The 18,949-nt window shown below is 59.1% G+C and carries 20 protein-coding genes; 9 read left to right on the top strand and 11 right to left on the bottom strand.

Annotated elements, in window-relative coordinates; translation table 11 throughout:
* The first annotated feature begins 101 nt into the window (after nt 1-101).
* The 5 genes from C7H09_RS01545 to C7H09_RS01525 all read left to right on the top strand — a co-directional run bounded on the left by C7H09_RS01545 (nt 102) and on the right by C7H09_RS01525 (nt 5,078).
* Nucleotides 102-1,172, top strand: a complete 1,071-nt coding sequence (locus tag C7H09_RS01545) for a TRAP transporter substrate-binding protein (RefSeq protein ID WP_106760899.1) — start codon at nt 102-104, stop codon at nt 1,170-1,172.
* A gap of 133 nt (nt 1,173-1,305) precedes the next feature.
* Nucleotides 1,306-2,427, top strand: coding sequence for a spermidine/putrescine ABC transporter ATP-binding protein PotA (potA, locus tag C7H09_RS01540; protein ID WP_106760898.1), 1,122 nt, complete (start codon nt 1,306-1,308; stop codon nt 2,425-2,427).
* Nucleotides 2,420-3,277, top strand: a complete 858-nt coding sequence (potB, locus tag C7H09_RS01535) for a spermidine/putrescine ABC transporter permease PotB (protein WP_106760897.1) — start codon at nt 2,420-2,422, stop codon at nt 3,275-3,277. The genes potA and potB overlap by 8 nt, the downstream gene beginning before the upstream one ends.
* Nucleotides 3,274-4,044, top strand: a complete 771-nt coding sequence (gene potC, locus C7H09_RS01530) for a spermidine/putrescine ABC transporter permease PotC (protein ID WP_106760896.1) — start codon at nt 3,274-3,276, stop codon at nt 4,042-4,044. Before potB ends, potC begins: the two co-directional genes overlap by 4 nt.
* Nucleotides 4,041-5,078 (top strand): extracellular solute-binding protein, encoded by a 1,038-nt coding sequence (locus tag C7H09_RS01525; protein WP_106760895.1) that lies wholly within the window; start codon nt 4,041-4,043, stop codon nt 5,076-5,078. The genes potC and C7H09_RS01525 overlap by 4 nt, the downstream gene beginning before the upstream one ends.
* A gap of 6 nt (nt 5,079-5,084) precedes the next feature.
* On the opposite strand, the gene C7H09_RS01520 is transcribed toward C7H09_RS01525, so the two are convergent.
* Genes C7H09_RS01520 through phnD form a run of 5 tightly spaced genes read right to left on the bottom strand, consistent with a single transcriptional unit; the run spans nt 5,085 to nt 9,445 of the window.
* Nucleotides 5,085-6,029 carry an HAD-IIA family hydrolase gene (locus C7H09_RS01520; protein ID WP_106760894.1) on the bottom strand — a complete coding sequence of 315 codons (945 nt, stop codon included), beginning with the start codon at nt 6,027-6,029 and terminating at the stop codon, nt 5,085-5,087.
* Between the two features lie 7 nt (nt 6,030-6,036).
* Nucleotides 6,037-6,846, bottom strand: coding sequence for a phosphonate ABC transporter, permease protein PhnE (phnE, locus tag C7H09_RS01515; RefSeq protein WP_106760893.1), 810 nt, complete (start codon nt 6,844-6,846; stop codon nt 6,037-6,039).
* The gene (gene phnE, locus C7H09_RS01510) at nt 6,843-7,661 is read right to left on the bottom strand and encodes a phosphonate ABC transporter, permease protein PhnE (RefSeq protein ID WP_029654270.1); all 819 of its coding nucleotides are present in this window, start codon (nt 7,659-7,661) and stop codon (nt 6,843-6,845) included. The genes phnE (C7H09_RS01515) and phnE (C7H09_RS01510) overlap by 4 nt, the downstream gene beginning before the upstream one ends.
* Entirely contained in the window at nt 7,661-8,479 is an 819-nt protein-coding gene (phnC, locus tag C7H09_RS01505) for a phosphonate ABC transporter ATP-binding protein (RefSeq protein WP_106760892.1), read from the bottom strand. The genes phnE (C7H09_RS01510) and phnC overlap by 1 nt, the downstream gene beginning before the upstream one ends.
* An 18-nt stretch (nt 8,480-8,497) precedes the next feature.
* Nucleotides 8,498-9,445, bottom strand: a complete 948-nt coding sequence (gene phnD / locus C7H09_RS01500) for a phosphate/phosphite/phosphonate ABC transporter substrate-binding protein (RefSeq protein WP_106760891.1) — start codon at nt 9,443-9,445, stop codon at nt 8,498-8,500.
* 190 nt (nt 9,446-9,635) lie between these two features.
* On the opposite strand from phnD, the gene C7H09_RS01495 reads away from it, so the two are divergent.
* The 4 genes from C7H09_RS01495 to C7H09_RS01480 are packed head-to-tail and all read left to right on the top strand — an operon-like array spanning nt 9,636 to nt 13,512.
* The gene (locus tag C7H09_RS01495; RefSeq protein ID WP_420844163.1) at nt 9,636-10,703 is read left to right on the top strand and encodes an extracellular solute-binding protein; all 1,068 of its coding nucleotides are present in this window, start codon (nt 9,636-9,638) and stop codon (nt 10,701-10,703) included.
* Between the two features lie 5 nt (nt 10,704-10,708).
* A complete protein-coding gene (locus C7H09_RS01490) occupies nt 10,709-11,803 on the top strand; it encodes an ABC transporter ATP-binding protein (RefSeq protein WP_106760889.1) in 1,095 nt (364 codons plus the stop codon).
* Nucleotides 11,800-12,660: an ABC transporter permease gene (locus C7H09_RS01485; RefSeq protein WP_240616474.1), complete on the top strand. Its 861-nt coding sequence runs from the start codon at nt 11,800-11,802 to the stop codon at nt 12,658-12,660. Before C7H09_RS01490 ends, C7H09_RS01485 begins: the two co-directional genes overlap by 4 nt.
* A 3-nt stretch (nt 12,661-12,663) precedes the next feature.
* Complete coding sequence (locus C7H09_RS01480; protein WP_106760887.1) at nt 12,664-13,512, top strand: ABC transporter permease; 849 nt, start codon at nt 12,664-12,666, stop codon at nt 13,510-13,512.
* 61 nt (nt 13,513-13,573) lie between these two features.
* Here the strand turns inward: C7H09_RS01480 and C7H09_RS01475 are convergent, their stop codons facing one another.
* The 6 genes from C7H09_RS01475 to C7H09_RS01450 form a co-directional block, all read right to left on the bottom strand.
* Nucleotides 13,574-14,017: a universal stress protein gene (locus C7H09_RS01475; protein ID WP_106760886.1), complete on the bottom strand. Its 444-nt coding sequence runs from the start codon at nt 14,015-14,017 to the stop codon at nt 13,574-13,576.
* 30 nt (nt 14,018-14,047) lie between these two features.
* Nucleotides 14,048-15,334 carry a TRAP transporter large permease gene (locus C7H09_RS01470; RefSeq protein ID WP_106760885.1) on the bottom strand — a complete coding sequence of 429 codons (1,287 nt, stop codon included), beginning with the start codon at nt 15,332-15,334 and terminating at the stop codon, nt 14,048-14,050.
* Nucleotides 15,335-15,368: 34 nt separating this feature from the next.
* Nucleotides 15,369-15,962: a TRAP transporter small permease gene (locus C7H09_RS01465; protein WP_106760884.1), complete on the bottom strand. Its 594-nt coding sequence runs from the start codon at nt 15,960-15,962 to the stop codon at nt 15,369-15,371.
* 109 nt (nt 15,963-16,071) lie between these two features.
* Nucleotides 16,072-17,100 (bottom strand): TRAP transporter substrate-binding protein, encoded by a 1,029-nt coding sequence (locus C7H09_RS01460; RefSeq protein ID WP_106760883.1) that lies wholly within the window; start codon nt 17,098-17,100, stop codon nt 16,072-16,074.
* Nucleotides 17,101-17,251: 151 nt separating this feature from the next.
* The gene (locus tag C7H09_RS01455) at nt 17,252-17,779 is read right to left on the bottom strand and encodes a YqiA/YcfP family alpha/beta fold hydrolase (protein ID WP_106760882.1); all 528 of its coding nucleotides are present in this window, start codon (nt 17,777-17,779) and stop codon (nt 17,252-17,254) included.
* Between the two features lie 13 nt (nt 17,780-17,792).
* Nucleotides 17,793-18,797 (bottom strand): LLM class flavin-dependent oxidoreductase, encoded by a 1,005-nt coding sequence (locus tag C7H09_RS01450; RefSeq protein ID WP_106760881.1) that lies wholly within the window; start codon nt 18,795-18,797, stop codon nt 17,793-17,795.
* Between the last annotated feature and the right edge of the window lie 152 nt (nt 18,798-18,949).

Here is an 18,949-nt window from a genome sequence, read left to right as displayed (position 1 = left end):
CAAAGCCGCGGGCTGCGGGCTTTCAGAAGCGCTGACAGCCCGCTATCATGGCTACCGTTAGTGACAATCGATATAAACGATAACAAACGGAAGCCCGTACCATGACTCTTCGCAAAACCCTACTTGCGGCTGTCGCAGTGGCCGCGTCCGCATTCAGCGTTCAGGCTTTGGCAGACAAAACCTACACCCTTCGCCTGGCGGAAACCTGGGGGCCGAACTCCCCGATTCTGGGTGAAACCACCAAACACTTCGAGAACCTGGTCGAAACCATGTCTGGCGGCCGGATTGAAGTGCGTATCGATTCCGCCAACAAGCACAAGGCTCCTTTCGGTATTTTCGACATGGTGCGTAACGGCCAGTACGACATGGGCCACACGGCGTCCTATTACTACAAGGGCATCATCCCCAACGCCATGTACTTCACCACCATTCCGTTTGGCCTGCTGGCACAGGAACAGTACGCTTGGTTTTACCATGGCGGCGGTATGGAGCTGATGCAGAAAGTGTATGAGCCGTTTGGTCTTATGTCCTTCCCGGGCGGCAACACCGGTAACCAGATGGGTGGCTGGTTCCGAAAGGAAATCAAATCACTGGATGACCTCAAGGGCCTGAAAATGCGCACTCCGGGCTTTGCCGGAGAGGTAATGTCCGAGCTGGGTGTGGCGGTGACTAACCTGCCGCCGGGCGAGCTTTACACGGCTCTGGAGCGCGGCACCATCGACGCTCTGGAGTGGGTGGCTCCGGCCCTGGATTTCCCCATGGGCTTTCACCAGATTGCCAACTATTACTACTCCGGCTGGCAGGAGCCGGGTGCCGAAGTCCAGTTCCTGATCAGCACCAAGGCCTGGAACAAGCTGCCGGAAGACCTGCAGGAAATTGTGCGAGTGGCCATGCGCACCGCCGCCTATGATATGTACATTCAGAGCACCAATGACAGTGCCGAAGCCTGGGACAAGATGAAAGAACAGTACCCCCAGGTAACCCACAAGGTATTCCCACCAGAGGTGATCGACGCCCTGCGTGAGACCACCCACCGCCTGCTTGAGGAAGAAGCCGCGAAAGACCCGCTGGCCAGGGAAATCATTACCTCCCAGCGGGATTACCTGAAAAAGGTCCGCAAGTGGACTAACATCTCCGACAAGGCCTATCTGAACAGTGTGGCCGACCAGTAAAACCGGCGCCGGGAAGCGGTTGTAAATCCGGCTGCAGGGCAAGGGGCGTGCGGGATGAGGGAATATCCCGACGCCTCTTTTTGTTTACGGCGGTTTCTGGAAGAATACGCCGCTCTTTTTTTGGGCCGGGCCAATGAAACAGACACTGCTAACACTGCGAAACCTCACCAAACAGTTCGACGGCAAAAAGGTACTGGATGCACTGGATCTGGATATCTTTGACGGCGAATTCCTGACGCTGCTGGGCCCGTCCGGTTGTGGTAAAACCACGCTGCTACGGATGATGGCCGGTTTTGAACACCCGGATGAAGGGTCGATCACCCTGGGCGGCCAGGATCTGACCTATACCGAACCGGAGTACCGGCCACTGAACACCGTGTTCCAGAACTACGCGCTGTTTCCTCACATGTCGGTGTTCGACAACGTGGCCTATGGCCTGAAAATGGAGAAGCGGCCAAAAGACGAAATTCGCCAGCGGGTAGAAGAGGCTCTGGCGATGGTGCAGCTGGAAGATTTCATGCGCCGCAAACCTCATCAGTTATCCGGTGGCCAGCAGCAACGGGTGGCCATTGCCCGGGCCGTGGTGAAACGGCCGAAGGTATTGTTGCTGGACGAGCCCCTGTCGGCGCTCGACTACAAGCTGCGCAGAACCATGCAGGTGGAGCTCAAGCGCCTGCAGCGGGAGCTGGGAATCACCTTTATCTTCGTGACCCACGATCAGGAAGAAGCCCTGTCCATGTCCGACCGGGTGGTGGTGCTGAAAGATGGCCTGATCCAGCAACTGGGCACGCCTCGGGAAGTCTACGAACGCCCCGCCAACCTGTTTACCGCACGCTTTGTGGGTGAGACCAATTTCTTCCCGGGCACGGTCGATAACACCAACGATGATGACACCATTACCGTAGACGTGTTCGGGCTTAAGCGGACTTTCCGCAAGCCGGATTTTTCGGTGTCGCCCGGGCAGCCTCTGCACGTACTGTTGCGCCCCGAGGATATCCGGGTGCTGGCGCCGAGCGATGAGGATGGCGTGGCCGGCAAGGTGGTGGAACGTAACTACAAGGGCAGCACCCTGGATTCGGTGATACATCTGGACGATGGCACCGAAGTGCTGGCGTCGGAGTTTTTTGACGAAGACGACCCCACCTTCGACTACCGGCTGGGTGAACCCGTGCGGGTGAGCTGGGTGGACGGCTGGGAATGGCTTTTGCCGGCGGAACCGGAAGACGTTCCCGAGGAAGATGCGATCGATGCGTAACCTGATGCAGCAGCCGTTTCGCACGGCGGTGCTGGTTCTGGTCTGGGGCTGGTTGCTGTTTCTGGTGCTGACCCCGAACCTGCTGGTGGTTGGCGCCAGCCTGATGACCCGGGATCCGGCCACCTTCATCTCCTTGCCGTTGACGCTGGATGCCTACCGCCAGTTGCTCAATCCGCTGTACCTGGATGTATTCCTTAACTCCCTGTACATGGCGGCGATGACCACGCTGATCTGTTTGCTGGTTGGCTATCCCTTTGCCTGGGCCTTATCCAAGGTGGGCAAGCGTCATCAGGTGTTGCTGATTTTCCTGCTGGTGGTGCCCTTCTGGACCAACTCCCTGGTGCGTACCTACGCCCTGAAGCTGATTCTTGCCACCAACGGCTTGCTGAATAATGGCCTGATGGCCCTGGGCTGGATTGATGAGCCGGTGCAGCTGCTGTACACCGAGTTTGCGGTCATTATTGGCCTGGTCTATCTGTTATTACCGTTCATGATCCTGCCTCTGTACTCGGTGTTCGAGGATCTGCGGGAAGACCTTTTGCGGGCTTCCCACGATCTGGGGGCCGGGCGTTTGGCCACCTTTGTACACGTGATCGTGCCGCTGACCCTGCCGGGCGTGCTGGCCGGTGTCATGCTGGTGCTGCTGCCAGCCATGGGGCTGTTCTTCGTGCCGGATATTCTGGGCGGTTCCCGCAACCTGCTGGTGGGCAATGTGATCAAGAATCAGTTTCTGGATGCCCGCAACTGGCCCTTCGGTGCGGCGGCCAGCATCATGCTGACCCTGGCCATGGCACTTCTGATGTTTGCCCACAAGCTCAGTAAGCGTCGCATCGGGGAGGACGGCGTATGAACCGCTGGCTGCCCCGTACCTACCTGACGCTGGTGTATCTGCTGTTGTACATCCCCATCGCCGTGCTGGTGGTGTTCTCTTTCAACGATTCCCGTACCGGTTACGAGTGGGGGGGGCTGAGCCTGCGTTGGTACGAGGCCCTGTTCAACAACCGGGCCATGGTGCGCGCCATGTGGAATTCGCTGTGGCTGGCGTTGTCGGCGGCGACGGTGTCCACCCTGATCGGTGCGCTGACCGCCCTGGCCCTGCACCGCTACCGGTTCCGTGGCAAGAATGTGCTCAATGGCATGTTGTTTGTGGTGATGATGTCGCCGGAAATTGTGCTGGCCATCTCGCTGCTGGCGGTGTTCTTGCTGGTGGGGCTGCAATTGGGCTACGTCTCGCTGTTGCTGGCCCACGTGACCTTCTGCCTGCCGTTTGTGGTGATCACGGTGATGGCCCGGCTCAGTGGTTTTGATGAACGGCTGCCGGAGGCCGCCCGGGACTTGGGCGCTAACGACTTCACCATGACCCGCACCGTGCTGATCCCGGTGATCATGCCCGCGTTGCTGGCGGGCTGGCTGCTGGGTTTCACCCTGTCGCTGGACGACGTGGTGGTGAGCACCTTTGTCAGTGGCCCGAGTTATGAAATTCTGCCCCTGCGCATCTACTCCATGGTGCGGGTGGGCCTCAAGCCCGAGGTGAATGCCCTGGGCACGCTGTTGCTGGCGTTTTCGCTGGTTATGTTGATCTTGTCTCAATGGATACTGCTAAGGAGCAAACGATGAAGAGACTGGTACTGGCCGGCGTGCTTGCGCTGGGATTGTCCGGGTGCAGCTCGGAAGAACCGCAGGTTCTGAACCTGTACAACTGGTCGGAGTACATGCCCCAGGAAGTGCTGGATCGGTTCACCGATGAAACCGGCATCCAGGTGGTGTACACCACCTATGACAGCAACGAGGCTATGTATGCCCGCCTGAAACTGCTGGACGACAGTGCCGCCTACGATCTGGCCGTTCCGTCCACGTATTACGTCAGCAAGATGAGCAACGAAGGCCTGCTGATGGCCGTCGACCCGAGTAAGATTGAAGGCTTTGACAGTGTCGACCCCGAGCTGGTCAATCTGCCGGTCGATCCTGAGAATAAGTACAGTGTGCCTTACCTTTGGGGCACCACCGGCATTGCGGTAGATACCGCCGACGTTGAGGGCGACGTAACCGCCTGGGCCGACCTCTGGGATGAGCGTTTTCAGGGCCGGTTAATGATGACGAACGATATGCGCGAAGTATTCCACGTTGCCCTGCGGGTACTGGGTTATTCCGGCAACAGCACCAATCCGGAAGAGATCGAGGCGGCCTATAACAAGCTGACCGAGCTGATGCTGTCGGTACGCACGTTCAACTCCGACGCGCCGCGTATGCCATACCTTGAAGGCGAGACGGATGTCGGAATGATCTGGAACGGTGAAGCGGTGATGGGCCGGGAAGCACTGCCAGCGCTGGAATATGTGTATCCTGAGGAAGGCACGATTGTCTGGCTCGACAGCTTCGTGATCCCCAAAAACGCCAAGAACCCAGACGCTGCTCACCAGTTCATCAGCTTTGTGCTGCGCCCGGAAATTGCCGCACTGATCAGCGAAGACATTGGCTATGCCACACCGGTTGTCCCTGCCCGTGAACTGCTGGACGAGGAAGTCGCCAACGACCGGGCCAGTTACCCGACCCCGGAGGATATGGTCAACGCGGAGTTCCAGACCGACATTGGCGATGAAGCCCTGCAGGTTTATGCAAAGTACTGGGAAATGCTTAAGTCCGGTCAGTAACCGGGCTCAAATGGCCGGAGCCATATAGTCCGGTGCGATTCCGGACTGCGCAATGCAGTCCGGAATGTCCATTCCCTTCAACGATCCTTCCTCCGTAACCAGCAGGGTTTTCATGCCCGCTGCCTGACCGCCAAGAATATCGGTGTGCAGGGTGTCCCCTACCATCAGGATGTCCCCGGCCGGGATTCCCGGAACTTTATCCAGTATCGCCTGGAAGGCGGGCTGATAGGGCTTGCCGAAAAACTCCGGAAGGGTGTCGCACTGGTCCATCAGCCGGTGGGCGAAGAACCCGGGTTCCAGAGTCAGGCAATCACCCCGGGGGGCGACCAGGTCTGGGTTGGCCACAATCACCGGGCGAGGCCGTCGTTTCAGATTGTCCGCCAGCGTGTCGTGGTCCGTTTCATTCCAGCCTTCGCTGCTGAGGAAGATAAAGCCGTCGAAAGTATCCAGCTGTCCGCCTGTGGTTTCGGGCAGTACCGGATGTCCGTCCACCGGCAGTGTGTCGGGCTCTGAGGACGCTGGCGCCAGGACGCCATACCGACCGGGCACCGGTGCTGAACGCAGCCGCTGCTCCAGTACCCAGCGGCTGGAGACAAGGTTTTCCGGAGCAATGGCGAACCCCATCTGCTGATATTTCCTGACCAGGGCGGCGTGGCTGGCCGTGGCCGCGTTGGACAGGATCATGACCGTCTTATCCAGCGACTGCAGCTGCCGGATACGCTCAATGGCGGAGGGAAACGCACGGCTGCCAGTGTTCAGCACGCCAAAGGCATCAAATACAAACACCCGGAACTGCTCAAGGAGCGGAGCGAGTGAATCCAGTGTTTGGGTTTTCGGCTGTCGGTGCGCGGGCAGGCCCTCCGGCAGGGTGGCGCGGACGCGTTGGTACTGGGCAAAGGCCCAGGCGGGTGTGGGGGTAACGCCGGCAAACGACGTCGGATGATTATCCATGCTTACCTCAGAGTACTGCTTGTCGCACTCTCGCAGAAACCCACTCGGAAATCACGACGGTCCCGAGGATCACGATGAAAATCATGGCTACCTGGTTCCAGGCCAGTGTACTCAGGGACGCGTTGAGCTGAATGCCCAATCCGCCTGCGCCGACCAGACCGAGAATGGTGGACTCGCGAATATTGATGTCCCAGCGGAACACGCTGATGCCCCAGAACGCGGGCAGAATCTGGGGAACCACCGCGTAGTCAATCACCTGAGCGCCGGAGGCTCCAGTGGCCCGGATGGCCTCGACCTGCTTTTCGTCGATTTCCTCAATGGCCTCGTAGAGCAGCTTGGCGACGAAACCGATGGATCGCAGGCCAATGGCAACGATGCCGGCCAGCAGGCCCGGGCCGATGATGGCGACCAGCAGCAGTGCCCAGATCAGCGAATTGATGGACCGGGACGAGACAATGATAAGCAGGGCCAGTGGCCGGACGAAACGGACGCTGGGGGTGGTGTTGGTGGCGGCCATGAAAGCGACGGGAATCGCGAACAGAACGCCCAGCAGGGTGCCCAGGGTGGCGATATTGAGAGTATCCCACAACGGATGCCAGAGGTTGTTGATGTAGCCCCAGGCGGGAGGGAACATCCGCCCGCCGATGTCGGCGGCCTGTTGCGGCGCATCGCTGACGAACGCCCAGATGGTGTTCTCGTTCATGATCTGCCAGCACACGACCGTAAAGGCCACCAGCCAGAACCAGCCAAGCCAGCGCAGCAGGGATTGCCCGGGGGTGCGGTAGTGCCATTGTGGGTTGAGGGATGAATGGTTCACTGAACCCACCTGCGAATGTAAGAAGATGAATACTCCACCACCAGAACGATGGCGATGATGATGATCAGCACGGCACCGGCTGAGTCATACTCGTAGCGGTCGATGGCGGTGTTCAGGGTGGCCCCGATGCCTCCGGCGCCGACAATCCCGATGACCGCGGACTCCCGGAAGTTGATGTCAAAACGGTACAGCGACAGCCCTACGAGACGCGGCATTACCTGTGGCTGAACGGCGTAGTTCACCACTTGCCACCAACTGGCGCCCGTGGCGCGCACGGCTTCTATCTGGCTGCGGTCGCAGTCCTCGATTTCCTCGGCCAGGAGTTTCGACAGAAAGCCGATGGTGGCGAAGGCCAGGGTCAGAAAACCGGCGAAGGGGCCGAAACCGAACATGGCCACCAACAGGATGGCGATGATCACCTCCTGAAACGACCGGGACACGGTGATAATGCCCCGGCAGGCCAGGTAAACCGGTGCCGGTGCAAGGTTCCGGGCAGCGCCAATCCCGATCGGCACGGACACCAGAATGCCGGCGACCGTGGATGTGACAGTCATGGTCAGGCTTTCCAGCAGGCCTGCGTAGATGTCGTTCCAGCGGGAGGTGAAGTCGGGCACCAGAAAGCCCTGAACAAAGCGCCAGCCCCGTTCAAGCCCGAGGTACACCCGCTGCCAGTCTACCTCGATGGTCTGGATGGCCAGAATCAGGTAAACCAGCCCGCCCAGCAGGATAACCTTGCGCCAGAACGGGTGAGTCAGAAGCAGTGGGGGGCGTTTCCAATGTCTGGGGTAGGTGTGTGCAGTGGACTTGCCGGGCATCACGCGCTCTCCATCAGATCAACGCCGGAGGCGTCCTCGCCTTGATCTCCGGAACCATTCTCACCCCGCAGTTGAGTCCAGTCTTCATCACCGTAGATGGTCGTCAGCACGTCGTCCGTCAGGGCGTCCGGGGGCCCATCAAACACGATTTCACCGGCCCGCAGGCCGATGATGCGGTCAGAGAACTGCTGGGCCAGCAGAACGTCGTGAATGTTGATGATGGCGGGCAGGTTGCGTTCCTGGCAGGCACTGCGGATCAGCCGCATGATCTGCCGGGAGGTTTTCGGGTCGAGGGAGGCGGTGGGTTCGTCCACCAGCAGCAGCTCCGGATTCTGTTCCAGAGCCCGGGCAATGCCCACCCGTTGCCGCTGCCCACCTGACAGAGCATCGGCCCGCTTGTCGGCGTAGTCGGCCAGGCCGACCTTGTCCAGCAGTGAGAAGGCCTGCGCAATATCGTCGCCGGTGAACTTGCGGAAGTACGACCGCCAGGCAGGCAGGTATCCAAGCCGGCCTGATAACACGTTTTCCATCACGGTCAGGCGTTCGACCAGAGCGTATTCCTGAAAGATCATGCCGATTCGCCGCCGTGCCCGGCGCAGCTCTCGCCGGTTCAGGCCGGTTAGCTCGGTGTCACCCAACTGAATGGAGCCCGATGAGGGCTCCACCAAACGGTTGATACATCGGATCAGCGTGGACTTACCGGCGCCCGAAGGGCCGATCAGGCCAACCACCTGCCCGGCGGGAACTTCGAAGCAGGCATGGTGGAGGGCCTTGTCACCCGTTTTATAGGTTTTGGAAACCTTATCCAGTTTTAGCACGTAGTACCGCCTGACTGATTAACGACAGTTGTATTCCACGCCATTGGCAGCGTCGATCTTACGGATCACTTCCCAGTGGTTCTTGAAGGTAATGGGCACGAACTGGGCCTCACCGGACTTGGAAAACTCTTCCTCAAGTGCGGTTCCTTCCCACTCAAAGGAGAAGAAGGCGTTCTGGATCTTCTGCTGGAGTTCCGGGGTCAGGTTGTGGGCAATGCCGTAACCGGTGGTCGGGAAGGTCTGGGATTTGTACAGGCTGACCAGCTGGTCTTCGCTCACCACATCACGGCGCAGCATGCGCTTGAGCACAGAATTGGCAACCGCTGCCGCCGGGTAGTCTTTGTTGGCGACACCCAGGATCGAGTTGTCGTGCTTGCCGGAGAACACCGGTTCGAAGTCTTCACCCGCGACCATGTTGTAGTCGGCCTTCAGAATGGCAGACGGGGCCTTGAAGCCTGAGTTGGACGTTTGAGAGGTGAATGCCAGCTTGCCACCGCGAATGTCTTCCACCGTTTCAATACCGGAGCCCGGGTAGCTGAGAATCTCCATCTCGTAGCCGAAGGAACCGTCAGCGCCCGCCATCATGGCGAACGGACGCAAGCCAGCGCAGGCAACGGCCAGCGGGTTTGAACCCGTGTTGAAACCGGCAATGTGCAGGCGCCCGGCGCGCATGGCTTCAATCTGGGCCGCGTTGGACTGAACCGGGAAAAACTGAACCTTCTTGCCGGTGGTTTCTGCCAGGTGATCCAGGAATTCCGACCAGACTTCTTTGTAAACCGCCGGATCTTCGACCGGGGTGTAGGCAAACACCAGCGTGGATGGGTCTATCAGTTTTGAGGCTTCGGTGGGAATGTCCGCGATCAGGTCTCCGTCTGCGTCCTGATAGCGGCTATCGAGCTGGAAAGCGCCGTGTGCAAAAACTGGAGTGAGCATGACCGCGCAGGTCAGGGTCAGAACCTTGTTCATGATTGTAGCCTCAAGCTGAGTTTCGGATGAATCTGGCGGTACACTAGGATGGACTTATGATGATTTGATGACAGTGCTCTGAATGCTGGAGGCTTCACAAAACGGTCATTTATGGTCTATAACGTGCTTGGGTCTGCCTGATGGCGGTCGCTTTACACCATTCTTTCTACAAGGATTTGATATGGAAGGTATGCAGGGAAAGACGCTGCTGTTGACTGGGTCTCTGGTGGCTGCGCTGGGATTGTCCGGTGCGGTGAATGCCGAAGAACTTCGGCTGATTACCTGGGGCGGTTATGCGCCGGACGAGGTGGTGGCCCAGTTCGAAAAAGAAACCGGGATTGATGTAAAGATCACCCTGTCGAACAATGAAGACATGATTTCCAAGCTCCGGGCCACGGGTGGGGCCGGGTTTGATCTGGCGCAGCCAAGCCAGGATCGTATTGTGGGCGTTCAGCGCCAGTTCAACATCTACAAGCCCATTGATTACAGCAAGATCAACACCGATCAGCTGCAGCCGTCCATGGTGAAGGCCACCCAGGAGTCCACCGCGCTTAATGGCAAATCCTACGGTGTGCCGTCGGTCTGGGGCACCAGTGGCCTGATTGTTCACGCCTCTGTGGCAGATACGGTGACCGATTACACCGATCTGTGCGACCCGGCAGTGGCGGGCAAGGTCAGTTACCGTTTGAAGCGCCCGACCCTGATTGGCTTTGCCTTCGCTCTGGGCATGGACCCCTTTGCCGCCTACAGCGACCGGGATGAATACCAGAGCATCATGGCGAAAGTAGAAGGCGCCCTGATTGACTGCAAGGACAACGTAAAAACCTACTGGACCGGCGGCGACCAGTTGCTGTCGTTGTTGCGCACCGGTGAGGTGACTGCCGCCATGGCCTGGGATGCCGGTGGCTGGAAACTCAACGCCGAGAATGCCGATATCCGCTTTGTGGCCCCGGAGTCCGGTGCTCTGGGCTGGATTGATACCTTTGCCATTCCCCGGCGCAGTGAAAACGAGGAGGCGGCCTACCAGTGGATCAACTTCGTGATGCAGCCTGAAATTGCCGCAAAAATCACCAACGCGTCGGGTAATTTCACCGCCTCCAAAGGGGCCGACGAGTTTGTCCGTGCGGAGCTGAGGGATGCCTACCGGGTCAGCTTTAACGACGACGCCATCAATAACATCAAATGGTATCCGCCGGTGCCACCGGGGCTGGAAACCATGGAAGGCCAGGTGTTGGACAGGGTACAGGCGGCAAACTGATTACTATGGCTGTAGCGTCTGATTTATCCTGTCACCATCTGGTTCGCCGTTTTGGCGACAACATTGCTGTCAACGATATCTCCCTGGACGTGCCTGCGGGCACGTTCTTCTCCATTCTGGGGCCGTCTGGCTGTGGCAAGACCACGCTGCTGAGGCTGCTGGCCGGGTTTGACCGGCCAGACCAGGGGGATATTGTCATTCGTGGTCAACGGATGAACGACGTACCCCCCAACAAACGCCCGGTGAACATGGTGTTCCAGCACCTGGCGCTGTTTCCCACCATGTCGGTGGGCGACAACATTGCTTACGGCTTGAAACGGCGCAAGGTGCCCTTGGCGGAACGCCAGAAAAAAATTGAACGGGTGCTGGAGCAGGTGGGCCTGCCGGGGCTGGCTCACCGAAACCCCCAGGAACTCTCTGGAGGGCAGCGCCAGCGGGTGGCACTGGCCCGCTGTCTGGTGCTGGAGCCCACGCTGTTGTTGCTGGATGAGCCGCTGGGGGCGCTGGATCTGAAACTGCGGGAGCAGATGAAGGTGGAGTTAAAGCACCTGCAGAAGCAGTTTGGCACCACCTTCGTGTACATCACCCATGACCAATCCGAGGCCATGGTGATGTCCGATCAGGTGGCGGTCATGCGCCAGGGGCGCTTCGATCAGGTGGCGCCGCCGGAAACCCTGTATCGGGAACCGGCCACACCTTTTGTCGCTGGCTTTGTGGGCGACAACAACCGGTTGTCCGGAGAAGTGGTGTCGCTGCGGGACAACCTGGCCGAGGTGCGACTGGATCACGGGGCGCTGGTGGCTGGCCAGGTGGCTGGCAGTCAGCTGGCCGTTGGTGGCCGGGCTGACCTCTACATTCGCCCTGAGTCCCTGGTGTTTACCGGCGACGGACTGAATGAGCGTTTCTCACGCCTGGATGCCACCGTACGCTCTACCCTCTTTGACGGCGCCAACAGCCGGATTGAAGCGGACATCAATGGCCAACCGGTCTATGCCCGTTTGCCTCAGGATGGCTCCGCCCCGGGCCTGGCCGAAGGGCGTGGACTGCAACTGGCCTGGGATCCGCAACTGGCGCGGGTCTTTGGAGCCGAAGCGCTGTGAGATCTTCTGCTGGTCGTTTGTCGCTGATTCTTTTATTAACGCCGTTTTTGCTGTGGATTGTGCTGCTGGTACTGCTGCCGCACTTGCAAATGTTGCGGGTCTCCTTTCAGGTGAGGGAGAGCTGGGACACGCTGGTGTGGGGTGTCGAGCAATACCAGAACTTCTTCAGTGAGTCCTATTACTGGCGCACCTTTGTCCGCACCGGTGTGATGTCGGTATTCACCACCCTGCTGACCTTGCTGATTGCCTTTCCCATCGCCTGGTATATTGCCCGGCTTGCCCGGGGCAGAGCCCGGGGCCTGCTGTTTCTGGCCTGCCTGATTCCGTTCTGGGCCAGCGAACTGGTGCGTACCTACGGCTGGATGATCCTGCTGCGCGAGAGCGGTCTGTTCAGCACCTGGCTGCAGGCGCTCGGCTGGGTCGATGGCCCGGTGGAGATGCTCTACAACGATATCGCCGTGATTATCGGGCTGGTCTACAACGGCCTGCTGTTTATGGTGGTGCCACTGGTGACCACCCTCGATGGCATGGACGAGAACCTGGTGGAAGCCGGTTACGACCTGGGGGGCGGGCATTTGACGGTGTTGCGGGAAGTGGTGGTGCCCTGGGCCATGCCCGGCGTGGTGTCCGGCTGCATTGTAGTGTTCATGCTGACCCTTGGCAGCTACCTTACGCCGATACTGATGGGTGGCAAGGACAGCGCCTGGTTTACCCAGCAAATCTTTACTCAGTTCATCACCCGCTTCAACTGGGAGCAGGGGGCGGCGCTGGGGGTGTTGCTGCTGTTCCTGTCGTCGTTGATGGTCTGGCTGGGGTTGAAGCTCACCGGCCAGTCGCTGCGCAAAGTGATGGGGTAACTCATGATTCGATCCGTACCCCGTTCCCGACTTTTTGATGGTCTGTATCTGACCTATCTGGTGTTCTTCTTCGTGTATCTGGCGTTGCCATTGCTGGTGACTGCGGCCTTCGCCTTTAACGACGCGCCGTTTCCGTCACTGCCCTGGAAGGGCTTTACCCTCGACTGGTATCTGGCGGATGGTACGGAGGGCCGTACCGGCTTGTTCCACGACGATGCCCTGCTGTCGGCGCTCTGGGTGAGCACCAAGATTGCCTTCTGGGTGACCCTGGTAAGCGTGGCGCTGGGTTGTGTCAACGCGGTGCTGTTCGAGCGGCTGGAGTTTCGAGGCAAGGAATTCCTGTATCTGTTGATGCTGTTGCCGCTGGTGATTCCCGGGGTGATTCTGGGGGTGTCGATCCTGGTGTTCTACAGCGGAATGGCTAATGACGTGTCGCGGCTCTGGGGGCTGGAATTGGACGTGTTCCGCCCGGGCCTGACACTGGTGGTGATGGGGCAGGTGACCTTCATCACCACCCTGGCCACGCTGGTGATCGCCGCCCGCCTGCGCAAGTTCGACCGGCAACTGGAAGAAGCGGCACTGAACCTGGGCGCGACACCGTTGGTGGCTTGGTTTACCGTGACTTTGCCCTGGCTGATGCCGTCCATTCTGGGTGCCGCGGCCATGGCGTTCTTGATGTCCTTCGAGAACTTCAACACCACGGTAATGCTGACCGGCAGCGATACGCCGCTGACTGTGGCTTTGTTTAACCGATTGCGGGAAGGCTCGACACCGGTACTGAACGCCGTAGCGCTGTTCCTGATGCTGGTGTCGGCGCTGCTGGCGGTGACCACCCTCAGGCAGAAGCGCTGAGGGGCTAAGGTAGCCCGGGTGTCCGCACCCCGCTACGGGGGTGCGGTATGGAAAGGTGGGATTACACCACCAGCACCGGGCACTTGGCCTGGGAGGCCACCCGGTGCGACACACTGCCCAGAAAGACACCGTCCTTGTCGGTATTGGTGCCTTTGGTGCCAACCACAATCAGATCGGCTTCCTTGTCCTGGGCAAACTTGACGATTACCTTGGAGGGGCGGCCGGCTTTCACAAAGCCCCGCACCTTAGTGGCGCCGTGCTCCTTGGCCAGCTCCTTGGCGTGATTCACTACCCCCTTGGCATACTCCGACAGGACTTTATCCGGAATGTCCATTTCGTCGGGCCGACCGATCGATAGCGACGCCTCGAACAGGCTGTGGTGCTTGTAAACACAGAGAATGTAAATTTCCGCCTCAGGCATCAGCCGTTGCAGATCTATGGCCTTGTCCAGAGCCTTGAGTGAAGTCTTGGAGCCATCCACAGCCGCCAGTATCCGTTTGAACATGATTTTCTCCTTGGTCAGGTTGCTGTGGGGTTAATCACCGAAAGCCACATCCCGCAGGAACAGGGCAATGTCCGGGAATGCGATGATAAGCCCGGCTGCGGCCACCAGCATGAAAATAAACGGCGGGGTGCCGCGCACCACTTCCAGATAGGGCCGTTTGAAAATCGCGATGGCCGTAAAGATGTCGCAGCCAAACGGCGGCGTGGCCGAGCCGATGGCCACCTGCAGGGTAATCAGCACACCCACCAGCACCGGGTCCAGGCCGGTGGCTTGAATGGCGGGCGCGAAGATTGGCGTGAGCACCAGGATGACCACGATCGGGTCGACAAACATACAGGCAATAAAGAAGGCCACACAGATGGCGATCAGTACACCCACCGGGCCCGCTTCGTTAACACCCACCGCCTCAAGAATTGCCTGAGGAATCTGGGCGAAAGAAATGATCCAGGAGAAACCGTTACCCACAGCCACCAGGATGAACACCACGGCGGTGATCAGGCCGGTGGACTTGGCGATCTTGTAGATATCGGTCAGCTTGAGGGAGCGGAACACCACAAACTCCAGCAGGAAGGCGTACAGCACACACACCGCGGCTGCCTCTGTGGGGCTGAAGATGCCGCCATAAATACCGCCGACAATGATTACCGGGAACATCAGCGGCCAGGAGGCATCCCTTACCGACAGGGCGCGTTCTTTCCAGGTAGCCTTTTCTTCCGTGGGTACATTGTTCCTGTAGGCGTAAATCAGGCAGTAGATCGAGAACATGAACAGAATCAGGATGCCAGGCCCGATGCCGGCAATGAACAGCTCGGCAATGGAGGTTTCCGAGATCACCCCGTAGATGATCATGCCGATGCTGGGCGGAATCAGGAAGGCGATGTCACTGGCGTTGATGATCAGCGCCAGGGTGAAGGGATCGGAGTAGCCTGCCTTGAGCATTTTCGGGCGCAGTGGCGAGCCCACCGCGACCACGGTGGCCTGAGTGGAGCCGGAGACTGCCCCGAACAGGGTGCAGGAGGTGGCGGTGCTGATTGCCAGGCCGCCTTTGATGTGGCCGATAAAGGCCATCACCATGTTGATCAGCCGGTCGGCGGACTGGCCGCGGGTCATGATATCGGCCGCCAGTATGAACATGGGTACGGCAATCAACGACGCCGGCCGGATGCCACCCATCATCTGCTGAATGAATGTGCCCATCTGGCCGAAGCCGTCGAACATCATTACAAAACCGACCACGGCTGCGGTGGTCAGGGGAATCATCATCGGGAAGCCCAGAAGCAGCAGCCCGATCATGATGATCATCATAATAGTTGCCATGGTTATTTCCTTGACCTGTCAGGTGTGTGCTGCTTCAGACTTCCGATTCGGTATCTGCGTAACCATCAACCACCCCGGTGGAGAGGTAGACATCCCGGGTGGTGAAGTTCTTGATGGCGGTAAGCAAATACTGGATGCCGGTGATGGCAAAGCCTACGGGCGCCCAGATATAGATCCACCAGATCTCGAAGCCCAGGGCTGGCAGAATCCGGCCACGGCTGTAGAGCGTCTGGATGTACTCATAGGAGTAGTAGCACAGGAAAAACATGACCACCGAGGTGAACAGGGCGATGATGATCATTAGCACCTTGCGTCCTTTGGTGGGGAAGGCATCGTACAGGGCAGACATACGGATGTGTCGGCCGTGGCGGGCTGCATAGCCGATGCCGGCAAAGGTGATCAGGATAATGAGTATCCGGTTGATCTCTCCGGTGAAAAACAGGCCTTCACCGAAAACAAAACGCGCGATAACGTTCACGCAGGTGTTCAGGGCCATAAGGATCACGCCTGCGGCGAGCATGACGGCCTCTACATTGGAAATCCAGACATCAATGGTACCCAGAAAACCGGGCAGGCCCGATTCATAGTGTCCGGTGTCGTCTTCGATCTCCGGGGATTTCTCGGACATGGATTCTGCTCCAGAACATGTCGCTCCCGGCGGGAAGAACCCCCGGCGGGGCGGGGTTAAAGCTGAACGGCTGCCAGCGCGAACGCAGGCAGCCGTCGTTTGGCTCGGTTCAGTCGTTCTGAACTTCTTTCAGGTCTTCCTTGAACTGCCCCAGCAGCTCTTTACCGCGCTCGCCAGTCATCTCGATGAACTTCTTCTCAACCTGCGGAGAGCGGGCCTTGAAGGCTTCGATCTGTTCGTCGTTCAGGCGGGTAACCGTGACCTCGTCACTGCCAGCCTTGATTTTTTCCAGGGCTTTGTCGGCCAGGCCGTCAATGTGCACAATGATTTTCTCAAAGGCGTAGTCGGCGGCATCCTGAACCAGCTTCTTGTCGGTGTCAGACAAGCCGTTGTAGAAGTCCTGGTTGGCCATCATGGCGGTGGTGAACCAGCCGTGGCCGGTGAACACCAGGTTCGGTGACACTTCGTACAAGCCGCCGGACTCGATCCAGAAGATCGGGTTTTCCTGGCCCTGGATCATGTTGGTCTGCAGCGCACCATACACTTCGCCCCAGGGCAGCGGCGTGGGCGTCGCGCCAAACGCGGAATAGGTTTCAGACAACAGCGGGTTGGTCATTACCCGGATCTTTTTGTTGCTGAACTCTTCTGGCGTGGTCACCGGCTCATCCACGGTCACCACCATTTCCCCTTCCGGATACATCTTCAGAAGTTCCAGGCCTTTCTCTGAATAGAGCTCAGGGAAATCTTCGTTGATGGCTTCGGATTCACGGAAGAATTCGATCACCGTGCTCATGTCGGTGGGCATCAGGTAGGGAATGAAGAAAATCTGGGCTTCGGGAATCAGTGAGCCGGTGAAACCGGGGGACTGGTTGACGAAGTTCAGGATACCGGCCTGGGTCTGCTCCATGATGTCGTCAGACTCGCCCAGCTCACCAAAGCGGTAAATCTGCAGGGTGTGGTCGGAATTGTCTTCGATGTATTCTTTGAACTTGTAAGCGAATACGTCCTGAACGTCGCCTTCGTATTCTTCATGGGCGTAGCGCCAGTTGGCTGCATTCACGGCGTTTGCCGCCGTCAGGCCAGCAAGTGCCAGCGCTGAAATACCAGCCAGCTTCTTGAATTTACTTGTGCTGCTCATCGGGTTGTCTCCGCTTTTTTTTACGTTAACCCATTGTTACGTATTTTTAGACTGGCAAAACTGAGTCGTTTTCGCAAGGAAACGGGGGAAATAAGCGGATCGGGTTCGGCGGAATAAACGACATTGCAAGTTTATGAAATCAATCTGGATTCTATTCGCCAAGGCAGCGTTCAATGAAACTCCGGAACTCCTGAGCGATGCGTGGCACGCTGTCTTCGAGCCGGTGACCGTCGGCCAGAACCAGGGTTTCGAGCTGCTGCTGGCGGGCCAGTTCCAGCACCGGCATCACCGGTACCACCTCGTCGTTCCAGCCGTGAATGATGCGGGTGTGGGTAGCACCGATTGTCGGCTTGGACTCCGGGTAATCCGGTAGAGCCAGTGCTGGAGCCAGCAAAAAACACCCCAGCACCGGAGTCAGTTCGCTGGTTCGGGCGCACACCCAGCCGCCCATGCTTGAGCCAGCCAGCAGGGTGCGCTCCGGCCGGGCACCGGCCCGGATCATGGCATTTTGCATTTGCTGCAGACGCTGCGCCGGATCGCGGGTGTTGCGGTGATCCAGCGCCTGCACCACCGCGCCCTCAAAGGTTTCGGCTACCGCCTTCAGGGCCTGGACTTTGGTGCCGCCGGGGCCACTTTCCAGGCCGTGGGACAGAAACACATGAAACGGTGTTGCGGGCATAAAACGGCGTCCTTCAATGAATGGCTGTGGCAGCCCGGGTGGCGGCCAGAATATCCAGTGCCTGACGGCGCTTCTTCGGTGCGTGAATATCGACGGTGAACATCAGTTCCTCGACCTGGATATCCGCCAGTAATTCGTCCAGTTGCTGGCGCAACGCCGCAGCGTCGCCCATGATCTGGAGTTTCAGGAAGTCCCGGACACTGGCCTGTTCGGCGGCGTTCCAGAGGCCGTCCATCGACTCAACTGGCGGCTTCATCCACAACGGCTGGCCGCGGAACAGGGCCAGAATACGCTGGTAGCTGGTGGTCGCCAGATAGCGGGCTTCATCGAGAGATTCGGCGGGAATGGCCGGAATGGCCAGCATCGCATAGGGCGTGGCTTGCTGGGCCGAGGGTTGGAAGTTGTCGCGGTAGACTCGCAAGGCTTCCCGGTACAGCCGGGGCGCGAAGTGCCCGGCGAAGGCGTAGGGCAGGCCCCGGGCGGCCGCCAGCTGGGCACTGTAGAGGCTGGAGCCCAGCAACCAGATGGGCACCTCTGTGCCCGCGCCGGGAATGGCTTTCACCGGTTGGCCGGGTTGCAAGGGCCCCAGCAGATGTTGCAGGCGGGCAACGTCTTCGGGGAATTGCTCGGCGCCCAGGCCATCCCGGCGCAGGGCCCTGGCGGTCATGGGGTCGGTACCCGGGGCACGGCCCAGGCCCAGATCAATGCGCCCGGGATACAGGCATTCCAGGGTGCCGAACTGCTCGGCAATCACCAACGCCGGATGATTGGGCAGCATTACGCCGCCGGAGCCGACCCGGATGCGCTCGGTTTGGCCCGCAATATGGCCCACCAGAACCGAAGTGGCCGAGCTGGAAATGCCTTCCATGTTGTGGTGCTCGGCCAGCCAGAAGCGACGGAAGCCCAGGGCTTCGGCGTGCTGCGCGTAACGTACACTGTTGGCCAGGGTGGTGGCTACGGAATCGCCCTCGCGCACAGAGGCCAGTTCCAGCAGGGAGTATTCGGGTGTGGATGCCATGGGGCTTGGATACCTGTGAAGAAGTCATTGCGTTGGCTGTTCACAATGATGCCTGTGGCGGTTTTCTTCAAGGGTAATGTCTGTGGATGCAGGGGAACCCGGCATACCGGATTCCCCTGGCCAGGTCAGGGCGCTGGCAGGTAGAGCTGGGT

The organism is Marinobacter fuscus (assembly GCF_003007675.1).
Taxonomy (GTDB): Bacteria; Pseudomonadota; Gammaproteobacteria; order Pseudomonadales; family Oleiphilaceae; genus Marinobacter; species Marinobacter fuscus.
Note: the sequence above shows the minus strand (reverse complement) of the source record. Positions and strands in the feature narration are given on the sequence as shown.

What these genes read in the sequence shown, in the direction of transcription:
- potB (WP_106760897.1), top strand. Translation starts at nt 2,420, where the DNA reads ATGCGTAACCTGATGCAGCAGCCGTTTCGCACGGCGGTGCTGGTTCTG.
- C7H09_RS01460 (WP_106760883.1), bottom strand. Translation starts at nt 17,100, where the DNA reads ATGAGCAGCACAAGTAAATTCAAGAAGCTGGCTGGTATTTCAGCGCTG.
- potA (WP_106760898.1), top strand. Translation starts at nt 1,306, where the DNA reads ATGAAACAGACACTGCTAACACTGCGAAACCTCACCAAACAGTTCGAC.
- C7H09_RS01455 (WP_106760882.1), bottom strand. Translation starts at nt 17,779, where the DNA reads ATGCCCGCAACACCGTTTCATGTGTTTCTGTCCCACGGCCTGGAAAGT.
- phnE (WP_029654270.1), bottom strand. Translation starts at nt 7,661, where the DNA reads ATGCCCGGCAAGTCCACTGCACACACCTACCCCAGACATTGGAAACGC.
- C7H09_RS01475 (WP_106760886.1), bottom strand. Translation starts at nt 14,017, where the DNA reads ATGTTCAAACGGATACTGGCGGCTGTGGATGGCTCCAAGACTTCACTC.
- C7H09_RS01490 (WP_106760889.1), top strand. Translation starts at nt 10,709, where the DNA reads ATGGCTGTAGCGTCTGATTTATCCTGTCACCATCTGGTTCGCCGTTTT.
- C7H09_RS01495 (WP_420844163.1), top strand. Translation starts at nt 9,636, where the DNA reads ATGCAGGGAAAGACGCTGCTGTTGACTGGGTCTCTGGTGGCTGCGCTG.
- C7H09_RS01480 (WP_106760887.1), top strand. Translation starts at nt 12,664, where the DNA reads ATGATTCGATCCGTACCCCGTTCCCGACTTTTTGATGGTCTGTATCTG.
- C7H09_RS01465 (WP_106760884.1), bottom strand. Translation starts at nt 15,962, where the DNA reads ATGTCCGAGAAATCCCCGGAGATCGAAGACGACACCGGACACTATGAA.
- C7H09_RS01525 (WP_106760895.1), top strand. Translation starts at nt 4,041, where the DNA reads ATGAAGAGACTGGTACTGGCCGGCGTGCTTGCGCTGGGATTGTCCGGG.
- C7H09_RS01450 (WP_106760881.1), bottom strand. Translation starts at nt 18,797, where the DNA reads ATGGCATCCACACCCGAATACTCCCTGCTGGAACTGGCCTCTGTGCGC.
- phnD (WP_106760891.1), bottom strand. Translation starts at nt 9,445, where the DNA reads ATGAACAAGGTTCTGACCCTGACCTGCGCGGTCATGCTCACTCCAGTT.
- C7H09_RS01470 (WP_106760885.1), bottom strand. Translation starts at nt 15,334, where the DNA reads ATGGCAACTATTATGATGATCATCATGATCGGGCTGCTGCTTCTGGGC.
- C7H09_RS01545 (WP_106760899.1), top strand. Translation starts at nt 102, where the DNA reads ATGACTCTTCGCAAAACCCTACTTGCGGCTGTCGCAGTGGCCGCGTCC.
- potC (WP_106760896.1), top strand. Translation starts at nt 3,274, where the DNA reads ATGAACCGCTGGCTGCCCCGTACCTACCTGACGCTGGTGTATCTGCTG.
- C7H09_RS01520 (WP_106760894.1), bottom strand. Translation starts at nt 6,029, where the DNA reads ATGGATAATCATCCGACGTCGTTTGCCGGCGTTACCCCCACACCCGCC.